Raw genomic sequence first — 20,856 nt, forward strand, 5'->3', positions numbered from 1 at the left:
CCAGTCTCAACCGGCGTGCCGCCCGGCGCGGGGCGCGTTCTGTTAACCGGCGGGTTTATCCGCCTTTTTTGGACGTCCACGTTTTCTGGCCGGTTTCACTTCGGCCTTACGCGGGCGTGGGGTTGTACGAGGTTTTGTTGCCGGGGCAGGCTTAGGTCTCAGGGCGCTTTCCAGTCGCTCAATGTCCTTTTTCACCCCCGCCTGCGGGTCAAGCTGCATCGCCCTGCGGAGCTGCGTCAGCGCCTCAACCTGCTGACCGAGGTCTCGCTGCACCAGACCTATGATTTTGTGCAGTCTGGCCCGCACTTTGTCGGGCATATCTGCCCCTGCGGTCAGCGACTGCGCCGTCAGTAGCAGCCTAATTTCGACCGGATCCCCGGCAGCGTGGGCGCGCATGGCAGACAGGGCAACATCCTCGGCCAGCACGTATGGCGTGGTGCGTTTGTGCAGGGATGGCATGGTGAGGCCGTACTGCAACGCGTAACGCGCAATGTCCAGTGCCCCGGCAATGTCACCGGCATCGAGCTTCCACAGCATGACGGTCATCACGATGTCGTCCTGTGCGCCTTTGCCCTCGGCCAGCACACCGGCGACCCACGGTGCATAGAGCGGCAGCAGCTCGCGTTTTTTGTCGGCCTTGCGCTCGATAGAATGGATAGTTTTTAGCGTGCGTCGGTCGGCGGCCAGCTTGACCAGCATCTGCTCGTAAGCAGAGGCATGGCGCAGCGGATTATCGTCCCGCTGCGCGGCCATCGTGGCCGAGACCCGCATCATGTGACGCTGCGCGGGACTCGCCATGGCTTACGCCTCCCCGCTTTTGTCTTCCGGAGCTGGCGCGTCCGGGGAAGTGAGCGCTTTCAGGGCGTTGACTACCGCCGCCGCAAAGACGTCTGCGCTCGCGGCTTCCGGGGTTTCGGCTTCGTCCTGCTCAAGAATCTCGATGTGTTCAATCAGACAGCCAGCGGCGTAATCTTCGATAACAAAATCGACCTTCACCTGCTCGTAGTTTTCCACCTGGTCAAGCTTCGGATTCTCGACGATATGGCGGCGATGGCCGTCCTCGTAGAGATAAATTGAGATGTTATCCAGCGTGGTAATAAAAATACTGTTTGCCGGGAAGAACGGCGCGCGCACCGCCTGCAACTGGCCGATGGTTTTCTGGCTGATAATCAGCTCACCGGCAAGCTGTTCGCTGTTCGCCTGGAATTTGTTAATCATCGGGAAATATTTATCGGTCAGGATACGACGGCCACAAATCACCACCATTTCCGGGTTTTCGCGATGAATCTCATCAATCAGGGATTCATGCACATCCATCACCAGCGCATCCAGGTTGGCGTAATGACCGCCTTTGGCTTTCGGGCCAATTTTGATGGTATCGGAAATGACCGTTCCGTCCTTATCGGTCACGTTCGACATCACACGCTCCGCCGCGTCGTTGCGGTACTTCTGCAACCAGCCGACCGCGACGTCCTGCAACATCGGGTTTTCGGTGCGGTTTGAGGTAGCGGCACGACTTACGCCGTTAAAACCAATGGTGATGTAGTCCAGCGACTGGCGCTTGACGATAGCGTTACGAATTCGGATCTGGAAGTCCTGAAAACGCGCCCACAAATCCAGTTTGTTGTATTTCAGGTGATAGTCAAAGTTGACCGGCTTGCAGAAATAGCGGAAAGCATCAAGCTTCGCAAAATCGGCGGTTTTACGCTCGACGCCGTTGTCGGTATCCGCCGTGCTGGCAATGGAGCCGGTCACATCAATGCCGACTTTTTCCTCCGTCAGCTCCTGCACCACAATCATATTGATTTGTTTCAGGAAGGATGAGGACTGCTGGATTTTGTCAAAAAGCTTTTGCGTCACCGACGGCTCGACGCTGAATTTCTTGTTCAGGTCGCTGACATCGACACCGTTCAGTTCGGCGATACGGCTCAGGTATTTGTTAAATTCAAAGCGGGTTTCTTTACGCATTATTCGTAGTTTCCTGTTCAGTCGTTATGGGCCAGTGGGGTAATCAGCAGTCGGTCAGACTCGTCTCGTCACCTTCCCCGCCGGTGCTCTTCTGGCGGCGCGAATAGGTCTGGTTTTCTGTTTTATCCAGCGTGGTTTTGAGCGAGCTCAGTTCGGTCTGACTTTCGCCAATGCTGGCCGTCAGGTTCTGGAGGGATAATTCCACCGCCGCGAGACGTTGCTCAGTGGCGTCATGGTTGGCCTGTACCTGCTCGGTGACGACCGTCACCGCTTCATGCACATCACTAAAGCGCGCATCGTCATCAGCCTGTTTACGGCTGAAAATACCTTTGACGGTGTCGGTCAGTTTGGTGAACAGGGTGTCGGACTGGTCTTCGAAAACCAGTTCGGCGAGCGTGGCAACCGAGAACAAATCCTCCGGGCGCTCTTTGCGACCGGCGAGCGGGTTAGTCTGGGCGCGTGAGCAGAATTCGAGATATTCAGTACCGAGGCTTGCCGGATCATCGGTGACAGCGAGGCCTACCAGATAGCACTTACCGGAGTTGGAAAAATTCGGGCGAATTTCCATGGAGGTATACACTTTCTGACCCTTGCCAACCATGTCGACGAGGTTCTCCAGCGGGGCAATGCGGGCGAATAAAGCGAGTTTGCCGTTCAGCGCGGAGTCATCGGAAATCTTCTCGGCTTTCACCTCAGCCACATCACCATAACGACAGAAAGGGCTGTCAGGCATCAGGCCACGGATATGCTCCAGATTGATGCGCGCCCCGTAAACGCGGGCATCGTAGGTATCAGCCATTTCCTGAATATCAGCGCCGCTGATGACGCGACCGTCGCAGGTGTCACCCTCGACGCCGATGCGAAACCATTTAGAAACTTTCTTTGCCATTGTCGGTTGTCCTGATTTGGGGTTGTCTGAGATGCCTAGTTTCCCCACTCCCCCTCACCCCAGCCACCCGTTACAGAAGTGCAACCCCTGACACAACAGCACATTACGGCGCAACCAGCGCTGTTTCTTTAGCCTTGCCCTTACCCCATTAACGGCGAGGCATTCATGACCATCAGCACCGACACCTCCATTCTTAATGACCCACGACGACAGGCGGCACTGCTTTACTGGCAGGGCTTTTCCGTGCCGCAAATCGCGGAAATGCTCAATACCAAACGCCCCACGGTGCAGAGCTGGAAGCAGCGCGACCATTGGGAAGAAACCGCCCCGATAAGCCGGGTTGAAAACACACTGGAAGCAAGGCTGATTCAGCTCTATGCAAAGCCCGATCTGACCGCGCACGACTTCAAGGTCGCTGACTTTTTGTCACGACAGATGGAGCGTTTAGCCAGGGTGAACCGCTACGGCCAGACGGGTAACGAGGCCGACTTAAATCCGAATGTGGCGAACCGCAACAAGGGGGAGCGTAAGAAGCCGAAAAAGAATTTTTTCAGCGACGAGGCTGTCGAAAAGCTAGAGGAGATTTTTTTCGCGGAATCCTTCGAATATCAGCTCGGCTGGCACAAGGCCGGGCTTGAGCACCGTATCCGCAACATCCTTAAATCCCGCCAGATTGGCGCGACGTTTTATTTCTCCCGCGAATCACTGCTGCAAGCCCTGAAAACCGGCCATAACCAGATTTTCCTCTCGGCAAGTAAGACACAAGCCTATGTGTTCCGCGAGTACATCATCCAGTTCGCGCGCCTGGTCGATGTTGACCTCACCGGCGACCCGATTGTCATTGGCAACAACGGGGCAAAACTGATTTTTCTCGGCACCAACTCCAACACCGCGCAGAGCCATAACGGCGACCTGCTGGTCGACGAGATTTTCTGGATACCGAATTTTCAGAAGCTGCGCAAAGTCGCCTCGGGCATGGCCTCACAACAACATCTGCGTTCGACCTACTTCTCCACCCCGTCGACGCTGGCGCATGGCGCGTATCCGTTCTGGTCAGGTGAGCTGTTTAACAAAGGGCGAGCAGATAAAAGCGAGTGTGTGGATCTGGATATCAGCCATGCAGCACTGAAAAACGGTATGGCCTGCGCAGACGGTCAGTGGCGGCAGATTGTGAACATTGAGGATGCCCTCGCCGGAGGTTGTGACCTGTTTAATCTCGACACGCTGAAACGCGAAAACAGCGCCGACGATTTCCGCAATTTATTCATGTGCGAATTTGTCGACGATAAAGCCTCGGTATTCCCGTTCGAGGAGCTGCAACGCTGCATGGTTGACAGTATGGAAGCCTGGGCGGATGACTGGCAGCCGTTCGCCACGCGCCCGTTTGGCTATCGCCCGGTGTGGATGGGTTATGACCCGTCACACACCGGCGACAGCGCCGGGTGCGTGGTGCTGGCCCCACCAGTCGTCGCCGGGGGCAAGTTCCGCATTCTGGAGCGCCACCAGTGGAAAGGCATGGATTTTGCGACGCAGGCCGAGTCCATCAAAAAGCTGACCGAAAAATATCACGTCGAATACATCGGCATCGATGCGACCGGCATCGGCCAGGGTGTGTACCAGCTCGTGCGCAGCTTCTACCCGGCAGCGCGTGAAATCCGCTACAGCCCGGAGGTGAAAACAGCAATGGTGCTGAAAGCCAAAGACACGATTGCACGCGGCTGCCTGGAGTATGACGTGAGTTATACCGACATCACCGCCTCGTTTATGGCTATCCGTAAAACCATGACCAGCAGTGGCCGCAGCGCCACCTATGACGCCAGTCGCAGCGAGGAAGCCAGTCACGCCGATGTCGCGTGGGCAACCATGCACGCCCTGTTAAATGAGCCGCTGACCGCAGGCAGTGGCAACGCCCCGAAATCTATTCTGGAGTTTAATTAATGGCTAAGAACAAGAAGAAATATCAGACAAAAACCGCAGAACAAATGGCACCGGCAGCTCCCCAAAAAATGGAGGCGTTTACCTTTGGCGAGCCGTCACCCGTACTGGATCGGCGTGACATTCTGGATTATGCGGAGTGCGTCGCCAATGGTGACTGGTACGAGCCGCCGGTCAGTTTTACGGGGCTGGCGAAAACGCTGCGCGCCGCTGTGCATCACAGCTCACCGATTTACGTTAAGCGTAATATTCTCGCCTCAACGTTTATCCCGCACCCACTGCTTTCGCAGCAGGATTTCAGCCGCTTCGCGCTGGATTTTCTGGTGTTCGGGAATGCGTTTATTGAGAAGCGCTCAAGCGTGACCAACCGGCTGTTAAAACTGGAGACATCCCCGGCCAAGTACACCCGAAAAGGCGTTACCGAGGGGGCTTACTGGTTTGTGCAGTCGTTTACCACCCCGCATGAGTTTGCACCGGGCTCGGTGTTTCACCTGCTGGAGCCTGATATTAATCAGGAGATTTACGGTCTGCCGGAATACCTGAGCGCGCTTAACTCCGCTTGGCTTAATGAATCTGCGACGCTGTTCCGTCGTAAGTATTACCAGAACGGCGCGCATGCGGGTTATATCATGTACGTCACCGACGCCGCACAGAGCGGCACCGACGTCGACGAGCTGCGCAAGGCAATGCGCAGTTCAAAAGGCCTGGGGAATTTTAAGAATCTGTTTTTCTACGCGCCGAACGGCAAGCCCGACGGCATCAAGATTGTGCCGCTCAGCGAGGTGGCGACCAAAGACGATTTCTTTAACATCAAGAAAGCCAGCGCGGAGGACTTAATGAGCGCGCACCGCGTGCCGCCGCAGATGATGGGCATCATCCCCAACAATACCGGCGGGTTTGGCGACGTGGTGAAAGCTGCACAGGTGTTTGTACGTAATGAGCTGACGCCATTGCAGGAGCGATTTAAGGAGCTCAACGACTGGATCGGGATGGAGGTTATCCGCTTTAAACCTTACGAGCTCAGCCCGACAGAATAACCCACACACTCAGCCGCTCACGTAGCGGCTTTTTTACGCCCTCACCTCACGCCCTCAGAAGCCCCACACACCACGCTCACCGACAATCACACACAAGCGAAGCCGTACCACAGAAAACATTCTCATGACGCGCACAGAAGCTAAATAAATAAAATAAAAAGCACGCCAGCGCGCAATGCTATCCCCGCCACGCCTGCCCGCTTCATGGATCGCTTTTAATGCAGGTGCATTCTAGCCTGGAAACCTTGCTAAGGTTAGATTGGCCAGGATAAATTAGCAGTTCTAATTAGATGCAAATTCATGCAACGAGTGCATGCATTACATTATAAGGAACTATAATGGCCAAAAAACCATTGGAACACACTCCGAAAACAGAGCCAGAAAAAGCGGTATTGGATGCTGCAATTGTTGAACAGCAGAAAATTACTGACCATGAAATCAGGGAGTTTCCTCTAAGTGTTATCGTAGATAAATTCCAATCAGGATTGGAAGAAGATAAAGCGGAACTATATATCCCAGACTACCAAAGGGAGTTTGTTTGGAGTGACTATCAGAAATCAAGGTTCATTGAGTCACTGTTACTTAACCTACCAATCCCTTACATTTTTGTTGCAGACATTGGTGAAGGCGAGAATGAAGGAAGACTAGAAATAGTTGATGGTAGTCAGAGGGTTAGAACACTGCATCAATTCATCAATAATAAACTGACCCTGAGCAATCTTGAAAGATTAACATCAGCAAATGGGTTTAAATACTCTGATTTCAGCCCGCCAAGAAAAATGCGTTTTGACAGAAAAACAATTCGAATGATCGAACTCACAGACAAATGCGACGAAGAAACTCGTCGTGAAATATTTGATCGATTAAATACTGGCGGTATCGAACTTAATACAATGGAACAACGTCAGGGAAGTAATGATGGTCCATTCTTAGAATTTATTAATCATCTCGCAGCTAACGCAACATTCCAAGATATTTGCCCAATTGGTAATGTCAGAAGGCGTCGTGCCGAATACTCAGAATTAGTATTAAGATACTTTGCATATTCAGAATGTTATCTTGATTTTAAGAAAAGTGTAAAAGCCTTTTTAACTAACTACCTGAAAGGAAAGAATGAGAGTTTCGCGACCGTTGACACAGGAAGACTTGAGTCAGAATTTAATGCTATGTGCAACTTTGTCGCACAAAACTTCCCAGGTGGTTTCAGGAAAACCCCTACAGCTAATACGGTACCAAGAATACGCTTTGAAGCGATAGCTGTTGGAACCACATTGGCTTTGCGCGAACAACCTGCTTTAAATCCACCGAGTGTAGAGGAATGGATTGGCTCAATAGACTTCATTACTCATACACGATCTGATGCTAGTAACTCTCGGCCAAAAGTAAAATCCAGAATAGAATATGTGCGCGACAAACTCTTAGGTAACAACCCTCAGCCCATTAACGAACTTGATGAAGAAGAAGATAATGATGGCGAGGTAAATTAATGGCACAGATGACAAGCAGGTTATTGTTTGAAGAGAGAATGGAGGATATAGATGATTATCTTTCATTTGTCGAACTATTGATAAGTAAAAGACCAAACTTAGTTCATCAAGACGAGAACAATATTAATATCGCCCAAGAAATTGATCTAGATATTACCCATATATTGAAGGCCAATGCTTATATCATATTATACAATCTAATTGAAGCTACCATTTCTAACGCAATCGAAGATATACATACTGTATTTTATAATGATGTAAATTTATGTGTAGACACTGTAACTTTGAATTTAACAAAAATTGCATTCAAAAACATCGATACTAAAACAATGAGTGAAATTGATTTTAGCAATGACAATGTTTCTAAGACAATTTTTAAAACCTGGCTCACAGCACATAAGAAATTAGTTGATGCAAACAAAAACCCGCTTTTCTCTGGTAACGTAGATGCCAGAAAAATAAGAGAAGTAGCTGATAAATATGGATTTTCTTACGATACCGATGAAGAAAAAACCAGAAATGGAGCCACGCTTGTTTCCATCAAAACAGCTAGAAATAGTCTAGCCCATGGCTCTGAATCATTCAGAAGCAAGGGACAAAATGCATCAATAGATGAAATCATAAAAATGAAGGATGAAGTTTTTCATTATTTAAACTCCATCCTTAAAAACATTGAGGAATATTTAGACAATAAAGTTTATGTCAGGCTGGCTGCATCATGAATTTTAATATGTTCTACTAAAGAAATACCTATTGCTTTGCCTAAATTTACGGGGACAGCGTTACCAATCATTTTCCCAATAGTTTTCATTTTGATTGGGTCCCCTTTCTTCGCAAACTGATAATGCAATGGGAATGTTTGTAAAAGAGCAGCCTCACGTAAAGAAATGGCGCGAGCTTGAGTTGGATGACCAAAGCGCCCATTGCCAAATCCATAACATAACGTAGTTATAGTAGGGCTTGGTTTATTCCACTCCATTCTTCCATAAACACCGCCATAACCTTTACCTGATTCTTTTTGATGGCATGCAGCTAGCAAGTCTTTCGGCCAATCTCGCCATGTGCCACCCGGCTTAGATGAAATAATTCTTTTAAAATTAAGTTCGCTAAGTTTACTGGCTCGATGTAAAGGGTCTTTCTTATCAATTTCACCATGGTTTATTGCAGGCAAATGCTCAATCGCTTCTTGGACTGTTTTTGCAACAGTATTAAATTCTGGCGCAAATTGAATGGGACCAAATTTCGATGCAAGAAGAACATGTCTCAAGCGATTTTGCGGCACCCCATATTTAGTACAGTCGACCCTATCTGCCCAAACAGAATATCCATTCTCACGAAGATTATTTACGAAATCTTCATACACTTTATGTTTGGTGACATCTGGTACATTTTCCATTGTGATTAAATCAGGCTGGCACTCCGCAATCAATCTTGCAAACTCATAGAGAAGGGGCCATTTCTTATCTTCTGACTTATTAAGACCTTGTGTGTACTTAGAAAATGGTTGGCATGGTGCACACCCAGCAAGAACCTTTATATTTGCACCATCAAAAAGACCGTCAATTTCTTCCTTAGTCACTAGAGAGATATCTTTTTCAATGAAAAGTGCGTCATTATTACTCTCATAAGCAATCCTACATGCACTTTCTAAGTCGATACCTGCAACAACCTCTAAACCAGCCAGTTGTAAGCCATGAGTAAGGCCCCCAGCACCACAAAAAAGATCAACTACTTTTACAACCATTTTAGTCTCCGATTCATCTTCAAATGGAGTATAACTGGATCCTCGTAAAATCTCGAGCTATTTAGCATAGACGTATTCAGTTTCACTGTATGGGCTCACTTCATTTTTTTTCAGATGATTTTGCGCGAAAGAAAACCGAAAATGATTTATTTATCAAAATTTTATCTCTCGCTATTTCGGCAATCAAATTCAAGGCAATTTCACGATCCCTTTCCTGACAAGTACCTTCCGTTGTCAAACGTGCAATCAATTCCACCCGCTCAATCATGACCTGTTCACTCAATTCTCTATCCACACAACCTCCATCGTGAAACACTGTATATAAATACAGTATCACGAATTTACAAAATGTGTGAAAAAAAATCACGATGTAATACATTGTATGTACATGATAAAGATGCATATTAACGACGATTTTTCAGTGCCATATTTCCTAAATCAGCTACACGATTGACGATTTCCCGAGCTTTAGCATGATGTTTCCAGGCCTTTGCATGCCGTGATGGAGCAGCGGAAAATAACTCCCCCTTAGCTGTCCCTCTCATCCATTTACCATCAAAGCAACTTTTACCACCGGCCATCAGGTGCAACGCCTCGCCCCGACTTATGGTGATACCGGTTATCAGATGTATCTTGCCGATAGTTTTCGCAATGGCGGTGCATTGCTCATCCTTTCCGTGAATAAATTTACCCTGAGCTTCTGGTTTTTGCTTCCTGAGCCGGTTCGTCAGATCTCGTCTTTCACGCCGGCTCAGGGTTTTTGAAAAATCGAGTACCGGTAGATCATTTTCTCTCCCCGTACAGTTATTGACAGAACTCCGAGAGGGCGAAGGATCGCCCTTAACGTCAACGTCCAAATCAAGGGCGAGTTTTGGGACAATCTTCCACTGGATAAGACGGGTTAAAATCGGAGTGTCACTGCCCACAGCGGTATCAAACACACCTTTAATGCGTGTGCATTCTTCGCCGTATTCGTTGAGCGTTTCGGCTGGTTCATACCAGGTGCGCACCTGCAATTCATCACGGCGCACAAACGGGCCACCCTGTGCGTTGACGTATTCCGCCCACTGACCGGCATCAGCCGCATCATGTACTGCGGCAAACTCAATACTGAGCGCGTGAGCAGTTTCGGTATCAGCCATTTTTCGCAGCTCGCGGTAAACCGTCACCGGCGCACCGCCCACAAACTGAAACTGACGGATACGCCAGCGAGCAGCCCATGCTGCAACTGCTGGAGCCGTTTCTTTTAACAGCTCACCGCTTTCATCATCACGTTCGCCGTCCAGTGCAAAACCATCAATATTTTTACTGATGTATTTCGCCACATAGCCGGTGGCGCTGCCTTTTTCGGGGTCGATAGCTTCGGCGTGAAAGCGCGCTTTGCGGGCTTTATCGCTCACCAGCTCTGCGGCATCTTCCTGATGTGCATATTTCAGCATGACAGCACGCACGCGAGAGACATCCGCGGGACGCATGAATATCAGCATGTGCCAGTGTGGTGTGCCATCGTGATGAGGCTCTGCAACCCGGATACCAAAAATACGCAACTCAGCGCGGTGAAGTTTGGCGCGGATACGCGACCAGACTGAAGTTAAATAGCTTTGCGTATCTGAGGGGCTGGCACCGTTCCACTTGCTGTTGCGGTAGCCTGCTTTCGTTGTGGCGTGGTATTTCGACGGCGCGGTTAGGGTGTAAAACTCACCCACATAACCCAGTTCAGTTGAGATCTTTTCAAATCCGCTGATGCGCGTCATTAATTCGCCACGCCGGATGGCCGGATTAGCCACACTACCATCGTATTTATCGATAAGGCTGATGCGGTTTCCTTCCTCGTCCTCAAGATCCATGCCCTTGAGAAATTCACGGGTGCGCCGTCTTTGTTCGCGCCATTCCGCAACGCAGGATTTACTGGCATACGGCGTGTGTTTTTTACTGACATTGCCCAGAGCAATTTGCAGGTGTTCACGCCATTCAGAGGCGACACGGCGCAAGCGGCCACGCCACCATTTTTCATTGACCATTCGCAGCACGGCAGGACCAAGATCATCAAGTGAAACTAATTTAGTGGTGACGCGCTCCCACAGTGGCGGCTGGCATTTAAAATGACGGGCTAGCTGTGCCGCTCGTATGTAAATCGCGTGCAATATTTTTAGCCTGCTGACATCGCCGTCTATGGTTCCGATCTCGCCATTAATGTAATTGGCAATATCAGCGGCCAGCAGTTCGATATCGGCTTTGGACATATCCTGGAGACGGTTATATCTGGCGGTCAGGTTCACCAGTTTTGAGGCAAGAAAACGGATGTCCGGCGCATCAAAACGACCGCCAAATAATTGCTGTGAAAGGTGGCTGTCGATGCCGGTGATTTGATAAATACCGGCGACCAGCTCAAGCCGTGGCAATGCTCGCCTGACAAACGTCACGAGGTGAGCATTGGCTCGTTGAGCACCGAAGTTACGCTCTAAATAATCGACCCGACGATTAATATCGTAGCGCACACATTCTGGCTGCTTTGCCAGTGCATCACGCGCACGCAGCAACGCCGCAATCTCTCGATCACGGCGATGCTGTTCTTTATAGGTCAGATAGGGGCTGGCAATCGCCTGCCGTGCCGCGTTCCACGGCCAGGCGAAGTTAATGCGGTTCATATCGCATTCTTGTAGTGCTGGTTTTTCAGCTCTGCGATTTCCTGACAGGTAATGCAGTGCGTGACACCGGGCACCACAGCGCGACGAGCTTCGGGAATAGCAGCGTCACATTCTTCGCAAAAGAACGCACTGGCGGCACGTTGAGGCAGTGAGCGAACCTGTTTAATATTGCGAGCCAGTTCCTCATCCACGCGCTGTTGTACTAAATCCATTGCGTCGGCCATTAGTGCAGCTCCTGAGATTCATTTTCATAGCGAAGTGCTTCGCGGCGCAGCAGCTCGGCGGCTTCTTTCCCGTCCATACCCTCGCGGGTGATGTGAACCGCCAGCGCCTCCAGGCGCAATGAGACAGCCAGTGCACGGTCTTTACGTTCTTCGTTTTTTGCTTTATTCAGCAGAGAAACCAAAGCAGTGTTCTCAGTTTCAAAATTGCGGTTTTCGATGTTTCGCATATCTCTGTTTCCTGATTTTGGGCAAAAGAATGCCCGGCGGGTTTACGCCTGATTTTTGGGATGGATTATTTATTCAGCTAAATAGCAGTCGTGCTTTGAAAATCTTGCCGGGAGTAAACATCCCCACCGTGTAATTTCATTCATTGAACGAATAATCAATAAGCGGCGTGTTTGTTCGAAATATTCAAACGGCTTGCCGATTTCTTCAGGTTTAAATGATGACGGCTCAAGGCGGTTAGCCAGTGTCAGAACAACGAATTTAAAGTTGTTGTCGAGCTTATTAAAATTGCGCAGCGCCGTGTTATTGGTGGCTTTTAATTGCTGACGAAAACGTGCGAGACATTCATCACCGCTCATTTTTAACGGGCCATCAATCCGCGCATGTATTAAGTACACATTGTTAAACGTCGCTTGTGGTGCCTTTACGGATTCAGCCAGAGCAGCACTTTTCATTTAGTCCTCCAGTGCTTAATCAGCTTGGTAACGAGTGATGACTTGCGAGTACTCAGCCCATTTAACAATGCAGACTGGTCACGGCTCGGGTGCCAGCGATGGTTGTTATCACCCATGATCCAACCGTGACCGTAGCTCATCGACGGACTTTGACGTTTCAGTAATGAAGCGAATGACGGTTCCATATGCATCACCTCAAATTAATCCAAATGACGCACCGATACCGCTCATGGTATCGACCACGCTCGACATTGCGGGGTTGGCCTGGAGTCGTGCCTGTAATGCCAACGCAGAGAGTGACAACATGCGAATACCAGCGTTAACACTCTCAATCATGTTGTGCTTATGCTCGGGAGTAAGGCGTTCAGTGGATACTGCACCATTCGCCAGTTCCCCTAATTCACTCATGGCTCGCATGACATAGAGCTGCAATTTATCTTTCGCTAACTCGTTAACTGGCACACACGGCAGACAATGAATCTGCGCCAGAAAGCCATCAACGAGAGTTGAGTCTTCCGTCAGGTCGGTCAGTAGCCATAATTCTGGCGATGTAAATTGGTGTGGTTGCTCGGGGTTGAGCTTGTTGCGTAACGTCTGGACATTCATACCCGCACGCTCAGCCAGCTTCGCTATGTTATGACGATGCGCGAAAGCTCTGCATGCTTCGTCATAGTGGGGATGTTTGGAAACCTGAAAATCAAACATGATTCGCCTCTAGCTAATCGATAGGATGATTTACGCGTTAAGCGAAATGTCACATTCGCTTAATGCCTGAATGGTAAGCGCGGCCATGTTGATTTCAACTAGCCCTTTTTTCTGCTTTCCTTTTGGCTTTATTGGTAATTTCCCGTATTCAATCAGGTTTCTAGCGGTTTCTTTGTTGGTGCCAGTGCGGCGGCAATACTCATCCAGGGGCAAGTATGGCTCTGGGATGATGATTGTAATGTTGGGACGCATAGTGCAAACTCCGTCAGTTAACCTGTACGGCAATACAGGGTTATATAAGGCTACATTCAAACTACGGAGCAAGGTTAATTAGATAATATCTAAGTGTCAATATGATTTAGAAAAAACCTAATAACCTTGAATATGAAATGGCACGATTCCGAATTGACCCTGATACAGACAGCGCACCAGTGCTGGATAGAGTTATAGAGGCATATGGCTTCACGCAAAAAATGCAACTCGCTGAACTTCTTGATATTGCTGCAAGCTCACTATCTTCACGCTACAAACGTGGCGGGCTTCCTGCCGACATCATGATCAAGTGCATGGCCGAAACAGGTGTTAATCTTGAATGGTTGGCAACTGGGCGAGGCCCGAAGTTTGATGATGAAGAATTAGATATTATCAAAATCCCACGTCATAAGATCGTTGATGGCCAACTTTATGATTCTGGAATTCTGATGCTTGATAAAGTCACCTTCCTGCCGGGTAAGCCTCAACCACAACAGCCAATGTGCGTTATCAATGGCCTTATCCAGTACATCGTAGATCAGCATTTCACGGAAGTTTACGACGACGAATGGCTGGTCAACATCGAAGGTAAAATCAGTATTCGTACTCTCACCCGCATTCCAGTTAAGAAAGTAAGAGTAAGTGGTGTAGGAATGGCTTTCGATTGCGAGATTGATGACATCACGGTAATTGGCCGTATAGTTTTGACAATACGTTAGGTCTTAAATGCCAGTTAGAAAACTTTCAGATGGCCAATGGGTCGCAGATTTTTACACTGTGGACCGTAGCAACGGCAAAGATGGCAAGCGCATCCGCAAGAAGTTCTCCACCAAAGGAGAAGCGCTTGCTTTCGAAAACTATACGCTGCAAAAAATTGATGATTCCCCTTGGCTTGGAGAAGGCAAAGACATTCGTCGCTTGTCTGATTTAGTTCATCTCTGGTTTGATCGTCATGGCATCACTTTAAATGATGGTGAGAAGCGCAAAAGTTCAATGCTTTGGGCTGCGGAGTGTATGGGGTCACCACTGGCTACAGAATTTAACGCCCAGCTATTCACTGCTTATAGAGCCAAAAGACTTGAAGGTGAATTTGCCAGGACTAAACGCGTATCGAAAGTATCCCCTCGAACCCTTAATCTTGAACATGCTTATTTTCTCGCTGTATTCAATGAGCTGAAAAGATTGGGAGAATGGAAAGCTCCAAATCCTTTAGAAAACGTCCGGCAGTTTAGAACTGACGAAAGTGAGATGGCGTATCTAACAGGTGAACAGATAGACGCTCTTTTACTGGAATGCCGAAACAGCAGCGCTAAAGATCTCGAAATGATAGTTAAAGTTTGCCTAGCTACTGGCGCACGTTGGAGTGAAGCCGAAAACTTAAAGCGTTCCCAGATATCCGCGAACAAAGTGACATTTATAAAAACTAAAGGTAAACGTAACCGTACAATCCCTTTGGCTCCTGAACTAATTGATGAATTACCCAAGAAGAATGGGGCGCTTTTTACACCATGCTATTATGCATTTAGAAATGCACTAGGGCGTGCTGAGATTGAACTTCCCCCAGGACAACTAACCCACGTACTGCGCCATTCGTTTGCCTCTCATTTTATGATGAATGGAGGAAATATATTGGTTTTACAGCGGATATTAGGTCATACGGATATAAAGATGACCATGCGTTATGCACACTTTGCCCCTAGCCATTTAGAAGAAGCTTTAGAATTCAACCCTCTTAGAAAAGAAATCAATAATGGATAATAATGTTTTAAAAGAGTACTTAGATTATTATTTAAAATTGGATGCTCCTGAATACGCAGTTCTTGTAACTGGCGACTGGGGAGTAGGGAAAACCCATCAAGTTTTTCAAATCATACCTGAAGCAATTCGATGCCATGTAAGTTTGTTTGGGATAAGTAATACCAATGAAATTTATGCCTCTGTCTTTGCCACAATGTTCCCAACTCGAAGTAAAATAAAAAATGCAGCAGAAAAAACCAAAGATGCCTCAGCGGAAATTAATGGGATTACATTTGGTGCAGGTGCTATATTGGGGAGTGTAGTCGAAGCATTTATCAAAGAGCGGGTTGATAAAGACAAAATAATAATATTTGATGATTTAGAACGGTGCCCATTAAAAAATGAAGAGATTCTAGGGGTGATAAATAAATATGTGGAACATCACAAATGCCGCGTACTAGTCCTTGCTCACGATAATAAAACCCACGAAGACTTCATTTCTACTAAAGAAAAAATAATTGGGCATACAATAAAAATTACACCGCAAATTGATGATGCTGCAATTTCATTTTTTAACGAGACTGTACAGTTAAATAATTTCAATATAGTTAAATCCGTAATCATCGATTCTTTTAAAAAAACAAAATGTCAATCCCTTAGAGTATTAAAACATGTAATTAAGGATTGCGAAAGACTCCGCCGATGCCTAAATATAACACACATCAAAAATATTGATGCAATGCGGCTATTATTTTCTAACTTTACAATTATAAATGTGGAGTACAGACTAGGTAATATCACCAAGGTTGATATTGAAAGCATTAATGAAGAATACCGTGAGTACACTTTCTCTGGAGAGGGGTTAAATGATATAGAGTTAAGTCCTGAACAAAAAAGAAGAGTATTATTTTATAATAAATATAACGAACAAGATATTTTAACCAACATATTAGATTATGAATTCCTTAGTGAATTAATGGAATCCGGGTCCTACCAAAAAGAAAAAATCATTGCTTCGATTAACTCTAGCAAATATTTTATGACCGAAAGAGAAACACCCTCTTGGCTTAAAATAATGCGTTTTGATCGCCTCGAAAATGAGATTATAAATGAGGCGATTTTAAATCTTCAAAGAGAATTTGAAACACATACCATTACTGAAATTGGGGAGATGCTACACTCAATTCATGTATCATTCCTCATGAGTAAAAATGGCATAATAGATAAAGGTTTTCATGAACTATGTGAGTACTTTAAAAAATACATCAATGATCTTCTTAGATTAAACAAACTCCCCCCGATTCCACTTAATGGTTCTTTTTTCGATGAAGATATACTTGACCATTCTCACGGTCATGGGTATTGGCGTGACAAGGAATACAATGAATACATTGAAGATATAAAAAATCATCTACAAAAAAAAAGAAGTGAAGCTTTACTAAATCAGTATGAATCTTTTAAAGATGAAATCCTTGCGGCTTTGAGTGGCAATGTCATAGAATTTAAAAGACTTTTCTTAGGGGATGGAACAGATACAGGAAAGTATTCTCAGATCGATATACTTACCTCAATCCCAGTGGAAGAATTTGTAATTAATTGGTTTATGTTACCTCTGCAAGATTTAGATAAAGTTCGTATGGTTTTAAACTCAAGGTACAGAGGGCATGCTGTACCAGCTCTAAAAAATGAAAAAAGTTGGATGAACGAGCTTTGCGTAACATTAAAGTTAGAAGCACAAACATCAACTGGGTTCGAACAACTCAGGATTGAGAGACTCACTCCATATTCTGGATTAAAGTACGTTTAGTGTCGCAAAAGTGTCGCCTGAGATTAGAAACATAGCCCCACACTGCCTCATATTGAATTCGTAACCGCATGATTTAAATGTAAGCTATTGTTTACTGGTTGGTTGTAAGGGTTCTCATAATCGCTTGGTCACTGGTTCAAGTCCAGTAGGGGCCACCAAACATATCAAGGACTTGGATAAGAAATTATCCAGGTCCTTTTTTGTTTTTCCCGGATACCCTTAGATTGTCGAAAAGATAGTGTGGATGGATTGCCTCATACTCCAGTAAGATCAACGCTACTGCTTTCCGCTCAATTAGCATTAATAAGGGCTCATCGATAATGACGACTCAAACACCAACAGCGCGTGCAGCATTTAGTTCGGCTAGCCTGCAATTTCTGAAGCAACTTGCGCAAAACAACTCTCGTGAGTGGTTTAAAGAGCATCAGGATGTGTACGAAAATACCGTGAGAAGCCCTGCACTGCGATTTATCGAGCAAATGCAGCCAGGTATTCTCGCCATTTCATCAAAGCTCACTGCCGTGCCAAAAAAAGTTGGAGGCAGCCTTATGCGTCCGCAACGGGACAGCCGCTTCAGCAAAGACAAAACACCTTACAAGACCAATGTTGGTATTCAATTTCGCCATTTTCAGGGCAAAGACGTACACGCTCCAGGGCTATACCTGCATATTGCCGAGGAAGGCTGTTTTCTTGCCGCAGGAATCTGGCATCCAGAATCAAAAGCCTTAAATGCAATTCGCATGTGCATTGATGAGAACCCTAACGCCTATCAAAATGCGTTGAAAACACTGCAAAGCCATGGATTCATCATGGATGGTGATAGCCTAACTCGCCCACCAAAAGGCTTTGATAAAACTCACCCATTATTAACTGAATTGAAGCGCAAAGATTTTATCGCGGTAAAAAATATCGGCTTCGAAGATCTCTGCAAGCCAGATACCATCAACTTTTGTGTCGAACAATTTCAACACTGTGCTCCATTGATGGCTTATCTGTGCTTTGCACTTGAGCTTGATTTCTAGCCCCCCTGGGGAGTGAAACTTAACGAATAAGTTGCCAAAATGTTAAGCTCGTCACACTAGCAGTGTTACACTACGCGGCTTTATCGCAAGTACGACGCTGGGTGGAAAAATGAGTGAACATATAAAAGAAATAATCGAACCAAGGGCCGTGTCGCGGGCTAACTGGTCAGCGGTTTTTGCCGTGGCGTTTTGCGTAGCCTGCCTGATTACCGTGGAGTTTTTGCCAGTAAGCCTGCTGACTCCAATGGCGCAAGATCTTGGGATATCTGAAGGTGTTGCCGGGCAATCAGTTACCGTCACCGCATTTGTTGCGATGTTCGCTAGCCTGTTTGTAACCAGCATTATCCGCTCGACCGACAGACGCTACGTGGTCTTCTTGTTCTCAGTACTGCTAACCCTCTCCTGCCTGTTGGTTTCCTTTGCTGAAAACTTCACTATGTTACTGATTGGCCGTGCCTGTTTAGGGATTGCCCTCGGCGGCTTCTGGGCAATGTCGGCCTCTTTGACCATGCGGCTAGTTCCTGCTCGTACAGTGCCAAAAGCGCTGTCGGTGATCTTCGGCGCAGTCTCTATCGCGTTGGTCATCGCCGCCCCGTTGGGCAGTTTTTTAGGTGGTATTATTGGTTGGCGCAATGTGTTTAACGGTGCAGCACTAATGGGCATCGCCTGCATCATTTGGGTTTGGAAAGCGCTGCCACCGCTGCCTGGGGAATCAACACAGCATAAGCAAAATATGTTTGGCCTGCTTAAACGCCCAAGTGTGGTGGCAGGTATGACAGCAATCTTCATGACGTTTGCCGGACAGTTTGCCTTCTTCACCTACATCCGCCCAATATATATGACACTCGCGGGATTCGATGTCGACGGCCTGACGTTGGTGCTACTGAGCTTTGGTATTGCGAGTTTTATCGGCACATCACTCTCCACTGTATTCCTCAAGCGTTCACTCAAACTAGCACTCACCATCGCCCCACTGATTCTGTCACTGAGCGCACTGGTCCTGGTGTTGTGGGGAAGTGATAAAATTGTCGCATCAGTAATTGCTATTATCTGGGGCTTTGCCTTTGCGCTGATTCCTGTCGGCTGGTCTACGTGGATCACCCGCTCACTTGCCGATCAGGCAGAAAAAGCAGGATCTATTCAGGTCGCTGTTATCCAGTTAGCCAACACCTGCGGTGCCGCTATTGGCGGATTTGCACTGGATAACCTCGGCCTGCTTTCACCGTTGGTGCTATCTGGTAGCTTGATGTTGCTGACAGCTCTGTTGGTGGCAACAAAGGTGCGGGCACAGTAGCTTACCCACACCAGAAAGGCTCAGTCCCCAAATTGTGGTGCAGTGGTCCATACGGTTTCTGGCACCTGTTTTGCTGCTAGTATCGCTCCGGCTGGCGGCGTTTCGATAAAGGTCACATCAGTGTGCCAATTACCATTATCCGGCAGATTATCATCGTGGATATCCAGCACAATAATCTCTTCCACACCCGGCGCATGGGGGTAAATCGCTGAGCCAACATTCATTGCTGTGCAGGTGTAATCGATTATTCCCACAGGAACTGCATCTGATGGCAGGCCAGCGCGTGGCAAAGTTACTCGTACTGGTTACCCGACTCAGTGTTAAGCCACCACCCTGAGAACCAATATAAAACCTCAGTGGCGTCACATTCACTTCTGCCCGTATTGCCCTTCCCATGCCATGAAGCTAAACAGCACTGTAATGTGCGTAAACCAACTTTAAACAGAATGCGATAATGCCCGCCAGTACAACGTCAGCCGTTTGCGGCGGCTTTCGTGCCACAGTTTTAAGAGCAGCATTTGCATATGCTCGCGGGGAAAGCATCCAGCGCACCAAAGGACTCGTCGAGCCGTAAAAGCTGTGACCCGCTTACACGCTGCATGATAAGAAGTACAGCCCGCGACAAAGTTAAGCAACGTGGTTTCCTCCCAGCCGGAGGGGTCGAGAACGACCAGTAACTCGTCTCCATCTACGGTCAGATTAATGTCGTTGAGAATGGTTTTTCCGTCGTAATCTGCACTTAACTTACTCATTATTACGTCAGCGTTCTCACGAAGCAAACTGTGACGAGCTGGCTGTAATCCGCCTCAACCTCGGGACTTTGCCCTCCGCTTTTAGGAACTACAATTACTTTGTTTACCGGACCATTGAGCTGCTCGCTTTGCTTGCTGGCAGTTAGATAAGTATTGCCCTTCATTAGAACGGGAACGTTGCTTTCCGGCACGCCACTCAGGTGTGAGAGCTTGCTCAGGTTGTCTGGCTGTTTCACCATTCATCTTAATTGTCGATACAAACTTTCTGCACAACCAGGGTGGTTTTGACGAACGCTTCAACAACATCCGGATGTGCCAGAGGATAGTCTTTATGCACTACCCAAACATTCAGCGTTGGTACACCCCACTTATAAGAGAATATTGAGTAAAGAACGCCATCTTTTGCTGACGTTTTTATGGATGGGAGGACTATAGACCGTATGTAAAGGTACGATTAGAAATGTTTCACTTAAGAACGACTTCCTGATGCAGTGGATTACGCGGGTAAACAGTGGGTTTTGCAGTGGATTATCACGGGGACAGGGAACTGAATTTCCATAAACGGCAGACAGCAAAAAGCCCTGTACATCAGTACAGGGCTTTCCACTTATTTGGAGCCTGGCAGTTCCCTACTCTCGCATGGGGAGACCCCACACTACCATCGGCGCTACGGCG

The 20,856-nt window shown here is 47.4% G+C and carries 21 protein-coding genes and 2 pseudogenes; 9 read left to right on the plus strand and 14 right to left on the minus strand.

The features are described from left to right. Window positions 1-42: 42 nt before the first annotated feature. From FH968_RS22265 to FH968_RS22275, 3 genes are read right to left on the minus strand one after another with little or no spacing between them, the layout of a single operon-like run. Complete coding sequence (locus tag FH968_RS22265) at window positions 43-798, minus strand: terminase endonuclease subunit (protein ID WP_139883451.1); 756 nt, start codon at window positions 796-798, stop codon at window positions 43-45. A gap of 3 nt (window positions 799-801) precedes the next feature. Beyond that, window positions 802-1,968, minus strand: a complete 1,167-nt coding sequence (locus FH968_RS22270) for a phage major capsid protein, P2 family (protein ID WP_139883453.1) — start codon at window positions 1,966-1,968, stop codon at window positions 802-804. Window positions 1,969-2,011: 43 nt separating this feature from the next. Continuing rightward, entirely contained in the window at window positions 2,012-2,857 is an 846-nt protein-coding gene (locus FH968_RS22275) for a GPO family capsid scaffolding protein (RefSeq protein ID WP_139883456.1), read from the minus strand. A 165-nt stretch (window positions 2,858-3,022) separates the two neighbouring features. Between FH968_RS22275 and FH968_RS22280 the strand changes: the two genes are divergently transcribed. The 4 genes from FH968_RS22280 to FH968_RS22295 all read left to right on the plus strand — a co-directional run bounded on the left by FH968_RS22280 (window position 3,023) and on the right by FH968_RS22295 (window position 8,038). Continuing rightward, window positions 3,023-4,795, plus strand: a complete 1,773-nt coding sequence (locus FH968_RS22280; protein ID WP_139883458.1) for a terminase ATPase subunit family protein — start codon at window positions 3,023-3,025, stop codon at window positions 4,793-4,795. Further along, window positions 4,795-5,829: a phage portal protein gene (locus FH968_RS22285; protein ID WP_139883459.1), complete on the plus strand. Its 1,035-nt coding sequence runs from the start codon at window positions 4,795-4,797 to the stop codon at window positions 5,827-5,829. Before FH968_RS22280 ends, FH968_RS22285 begins: the two co-directional genes overlap by 1 nt. 338 nt (window positions 5,830-6,167) lie before the next feature. Further along, window positions 6,168-7,316 (plus strand): DUF262 domain-containing protein, encoded by a 1,149-nt coding sequence (locus FH968_RS22290; RefSeq protein WP_139883461.1) that lies wholly within the window; start codon window positions 6,168-6,170, stop codon window positions 7,314-7,316. Beyond that, window positions 7,316-8,038: an MAE_28990/MAE_18760 family HEPN-like nuclease gene (locus tag FH968_RS22295; protein ID WP_139883463.1), complete on the plus strand. Its 723-nt coding sequence runs from the start codon at window positions 7,316-7,318 to the stop codon at window positions 8,036-8,038. Before FH968_RS22290 ends, FH968_RS22295 begins: the two co-directional genes overlap by 1 nt. Here FH968_RS22295 and FH968_RS22300 read toward each other — a convergent pair. The 9 genes and pseudogenes from FH968_RS22300 to FH968_RS22340 all read right to left on the minus strand — a co-directional run bounded on the left by FH968_RS22300 (window position 8,014) and on the right by FH968_RS22340 (window position 13,569). Beyond that, window positions 8,014-9,060, minus strand: a complete 1,047-nt coding sequence (locus tag FH968_RS22300; protein ID WP_139883465.1) for a DNA cytosine methyltransferase — start codon at window positions 9,058-9,060, stop codon at window positions 8,014-8,016. The genes FH968_RS22295 and FH968_RS22300 overlap by 25 nt on opposite strands. 121 nt (window positions 9,061-9,181) lie before the next feature. Beyond that, window positions 9,182-9,355 (minus strand): annotated as a pseudogene (locus tag FH968_RS22305) (DinI family protein); the annotation flags it as partial. A 109-nt stretch (window positions 9,356-9,464) separates the two neighbouring features. Then, the gene (locus FH968_RS22310; RefSeq protein ID WP_139883467.1) at window positions 9,465-11,708 is read right to left on the minus strand and encodes a replication endonuclease; all 2,244 of its coding nucleotides are present in this window, start codon (window positions 11,706-11,708) and stop codon (window positions 9,465-9,467) included. After that, entirely contained in the window at window positions 11,705-11,932 is a 228-nt protein-coding gene (locus tag FH968_RS22315; RefSeq protein WP_139883469.1) for a TraR/DksA family transcriptional regulator, read from the minus strand. The genes FH968_RS22310 and FH968_RS22315 overlap by 4 nt, the downstream gene beginning before the upstream one ends. Next, the gene (locus FH968_RS22320; protein WP_139883472.1) at window positions 11,932-12,159 is read right to left on the minus strand and encodes a DUF2732 family protein; all 228 of its coding nucleotides are present in this window, start codon (window positions 12,157-12,159) and stop codon (window positions 11,932-11,934) included. Before FH968_RS22320 ends, FH968_RS22315 begins: the two co-directional genes overlap by 1 nt. A 69-nt stretch (window positions 12,160-12,228) precedes the next feature. After that, the gene (locus tag FH968_RS22325; RefSeq protein WP_139883474.1) at window positions 12,229-12,612 is read right to left on the minus strand and encodes a hypothetical protein; all 384 of its coding nucleotides are present in this window, start codon (window positions 12,610-12,612) and stop codon (window positions 12,229-12,231) included. Then, complete coding sequence (locus FH968_RS22330) at window positions 12,609-12,797, minus strand: phage filamentation protein Fil family protein (RefSeq protein WP_139883476.1); 189 nt, start codon at window positions 12,795-12,797, stop codon at window positions 12,609-12,611. The genes FH968_RS22325 and FH968_RS22330 overlap by 4 nt, the downstream gene beginning before the upstream one ends. Window positions 12,798-12,807: 10 nt before the next feature. After that, window positions 12,808-13,317 (minus strand): phage regulatory CII family protein, encoded by a 510-nt coding sequence (locus FH968_RS22335; protein WP_139883478.1) that lies wholly within the window; start codon window positions 13,315-13,317, stop codon window positions 12,808-12,810. A gap of 30 nt (window positions 13,318-13,347) precedes the next feature. Then, window positions 13,348-13,569 carry a regulator gene (locus FH968_RS22340; RefSeq protein WP_139883480.1) on the minus strand — a complete coding sequence of 74 codons (222 nt, stop codon included), beginning with the start codon at window positions 13,567-13,569 and terminating at the stop codon, window positions 13,348-13,350. A 137-nt stretch (window positions 13,570-13,706) separates the two neighbouring features. Here FH968_RS22340 and FH968_RS22345 point away from each other — a divergent pair, with 137 nt between their 5' ends. The 5 genes from FH968_RS22345 to nepI all read left to right on the plus strand — a co-directional run bounded on the left by FH968_RS22345 (window position 13,707) and on the right by nepI (window position 19,429). Next, window positions 13,707-14,288 (plus strand): phage repressor protein CI, encoded by a 582-nt coding sequence (locus FH968_RS22345; RefSeq protein WP_139883482.1) that lies wholly within the window; start codon window positions 13,707-13,709, stop codon window positions 14,286-14,288. 7 nt (window positions 14,289-14,295) lie between these two features. Next, a complete protein-coding gene (locus FH968_RS22350; protein WP_139883484.1) occupies window positions 14,296-15,327 on the plus strand; it encodes a tyrosine-type recombinase/integrase in 1,032 nt (343 codons plus the stop codon). Next, the gene (locus FH968_RS22355) at window positions 15,320-17,113 is read left to right on the plus strand and encodes a hypothetical protein (RefSeq protein ID WP_139883486.1); all 1,794 of its coding nucleotides are present in this window, start codon (window positions 15,320-15,322) and stop codon (window positions 17,111-17,113) included. The genes FH968_RS22350 and FH968_RS22355 overlap by 8 nt, the downstream gene beginning before the upstream one ends. A 320-nt stretch (window positions 17,114-17,433) precedes the next feature. Further along, the gene (locus tag FH968_RS22360) at window positions 17,434-18,135 is read left to right on the plus strand and encodes a DUF2461 domain-containing protein (RefSeq protein ID WP_139883488.1); all 702 of its coding nucleotides are present in this window, start codon (window positions 17,434-17,436) and stop codon (window positions 18,133-18,135) included. Window positions 18,136-18,244: 109 nt separating this feature from the next. After that, complete coding sequence (gene nepI / locus FH968_RS22365; RefSeq protein WP_139883490.1) at window positions 18,245-19,429, plus strand: purine ribonucleoside efflux pump NepI; 1,185 nt, start codon at window positions 18,245-18,247, stop codon at window positions 19,427-19,429. Window positions 19,430-19,470: 41 nt separating this feature from the next. Here nepI and tauD read toward each other — a convergent pair. Together tauD and FH968_RS22375 are read right to left on the minus strand one after the other, a co-directional pair. Further along, window positions 19,471-19,813 (minus strand): annotated as a pseudogene (gene tauD, locus FH968_RS22370) (taurine dioxygenase); the annotation flags it as partial. 53 nt (window positions 19,814-19,866) lie between these two features. Further along, the gene (locus tag FH968_RS22375; protein WP_139883493.1) at window positions 19,867-20,181 is read right to left on the minus strand and encodes a hypothetical protein; all 315 of its coding nucleotides are present in this window, start codon (window positions 20,179-20,181) and stop codon (window positions 19,867-19,869) included. Window positions 20,182-20,856 lie beyond the last annotated feature (675 nt).

The sequence above is a fragment of the Buttiauxella sp. B2 genome (genome assembly GCF_006376615.1).
In the GTDB taxonomy this organism is placed as follows: domain Bacteria; phylum Pseudomonadota; class Gammaproteobacteria; order Enterobacterales; family Enterobacteriaceae; genus Buttiauxella.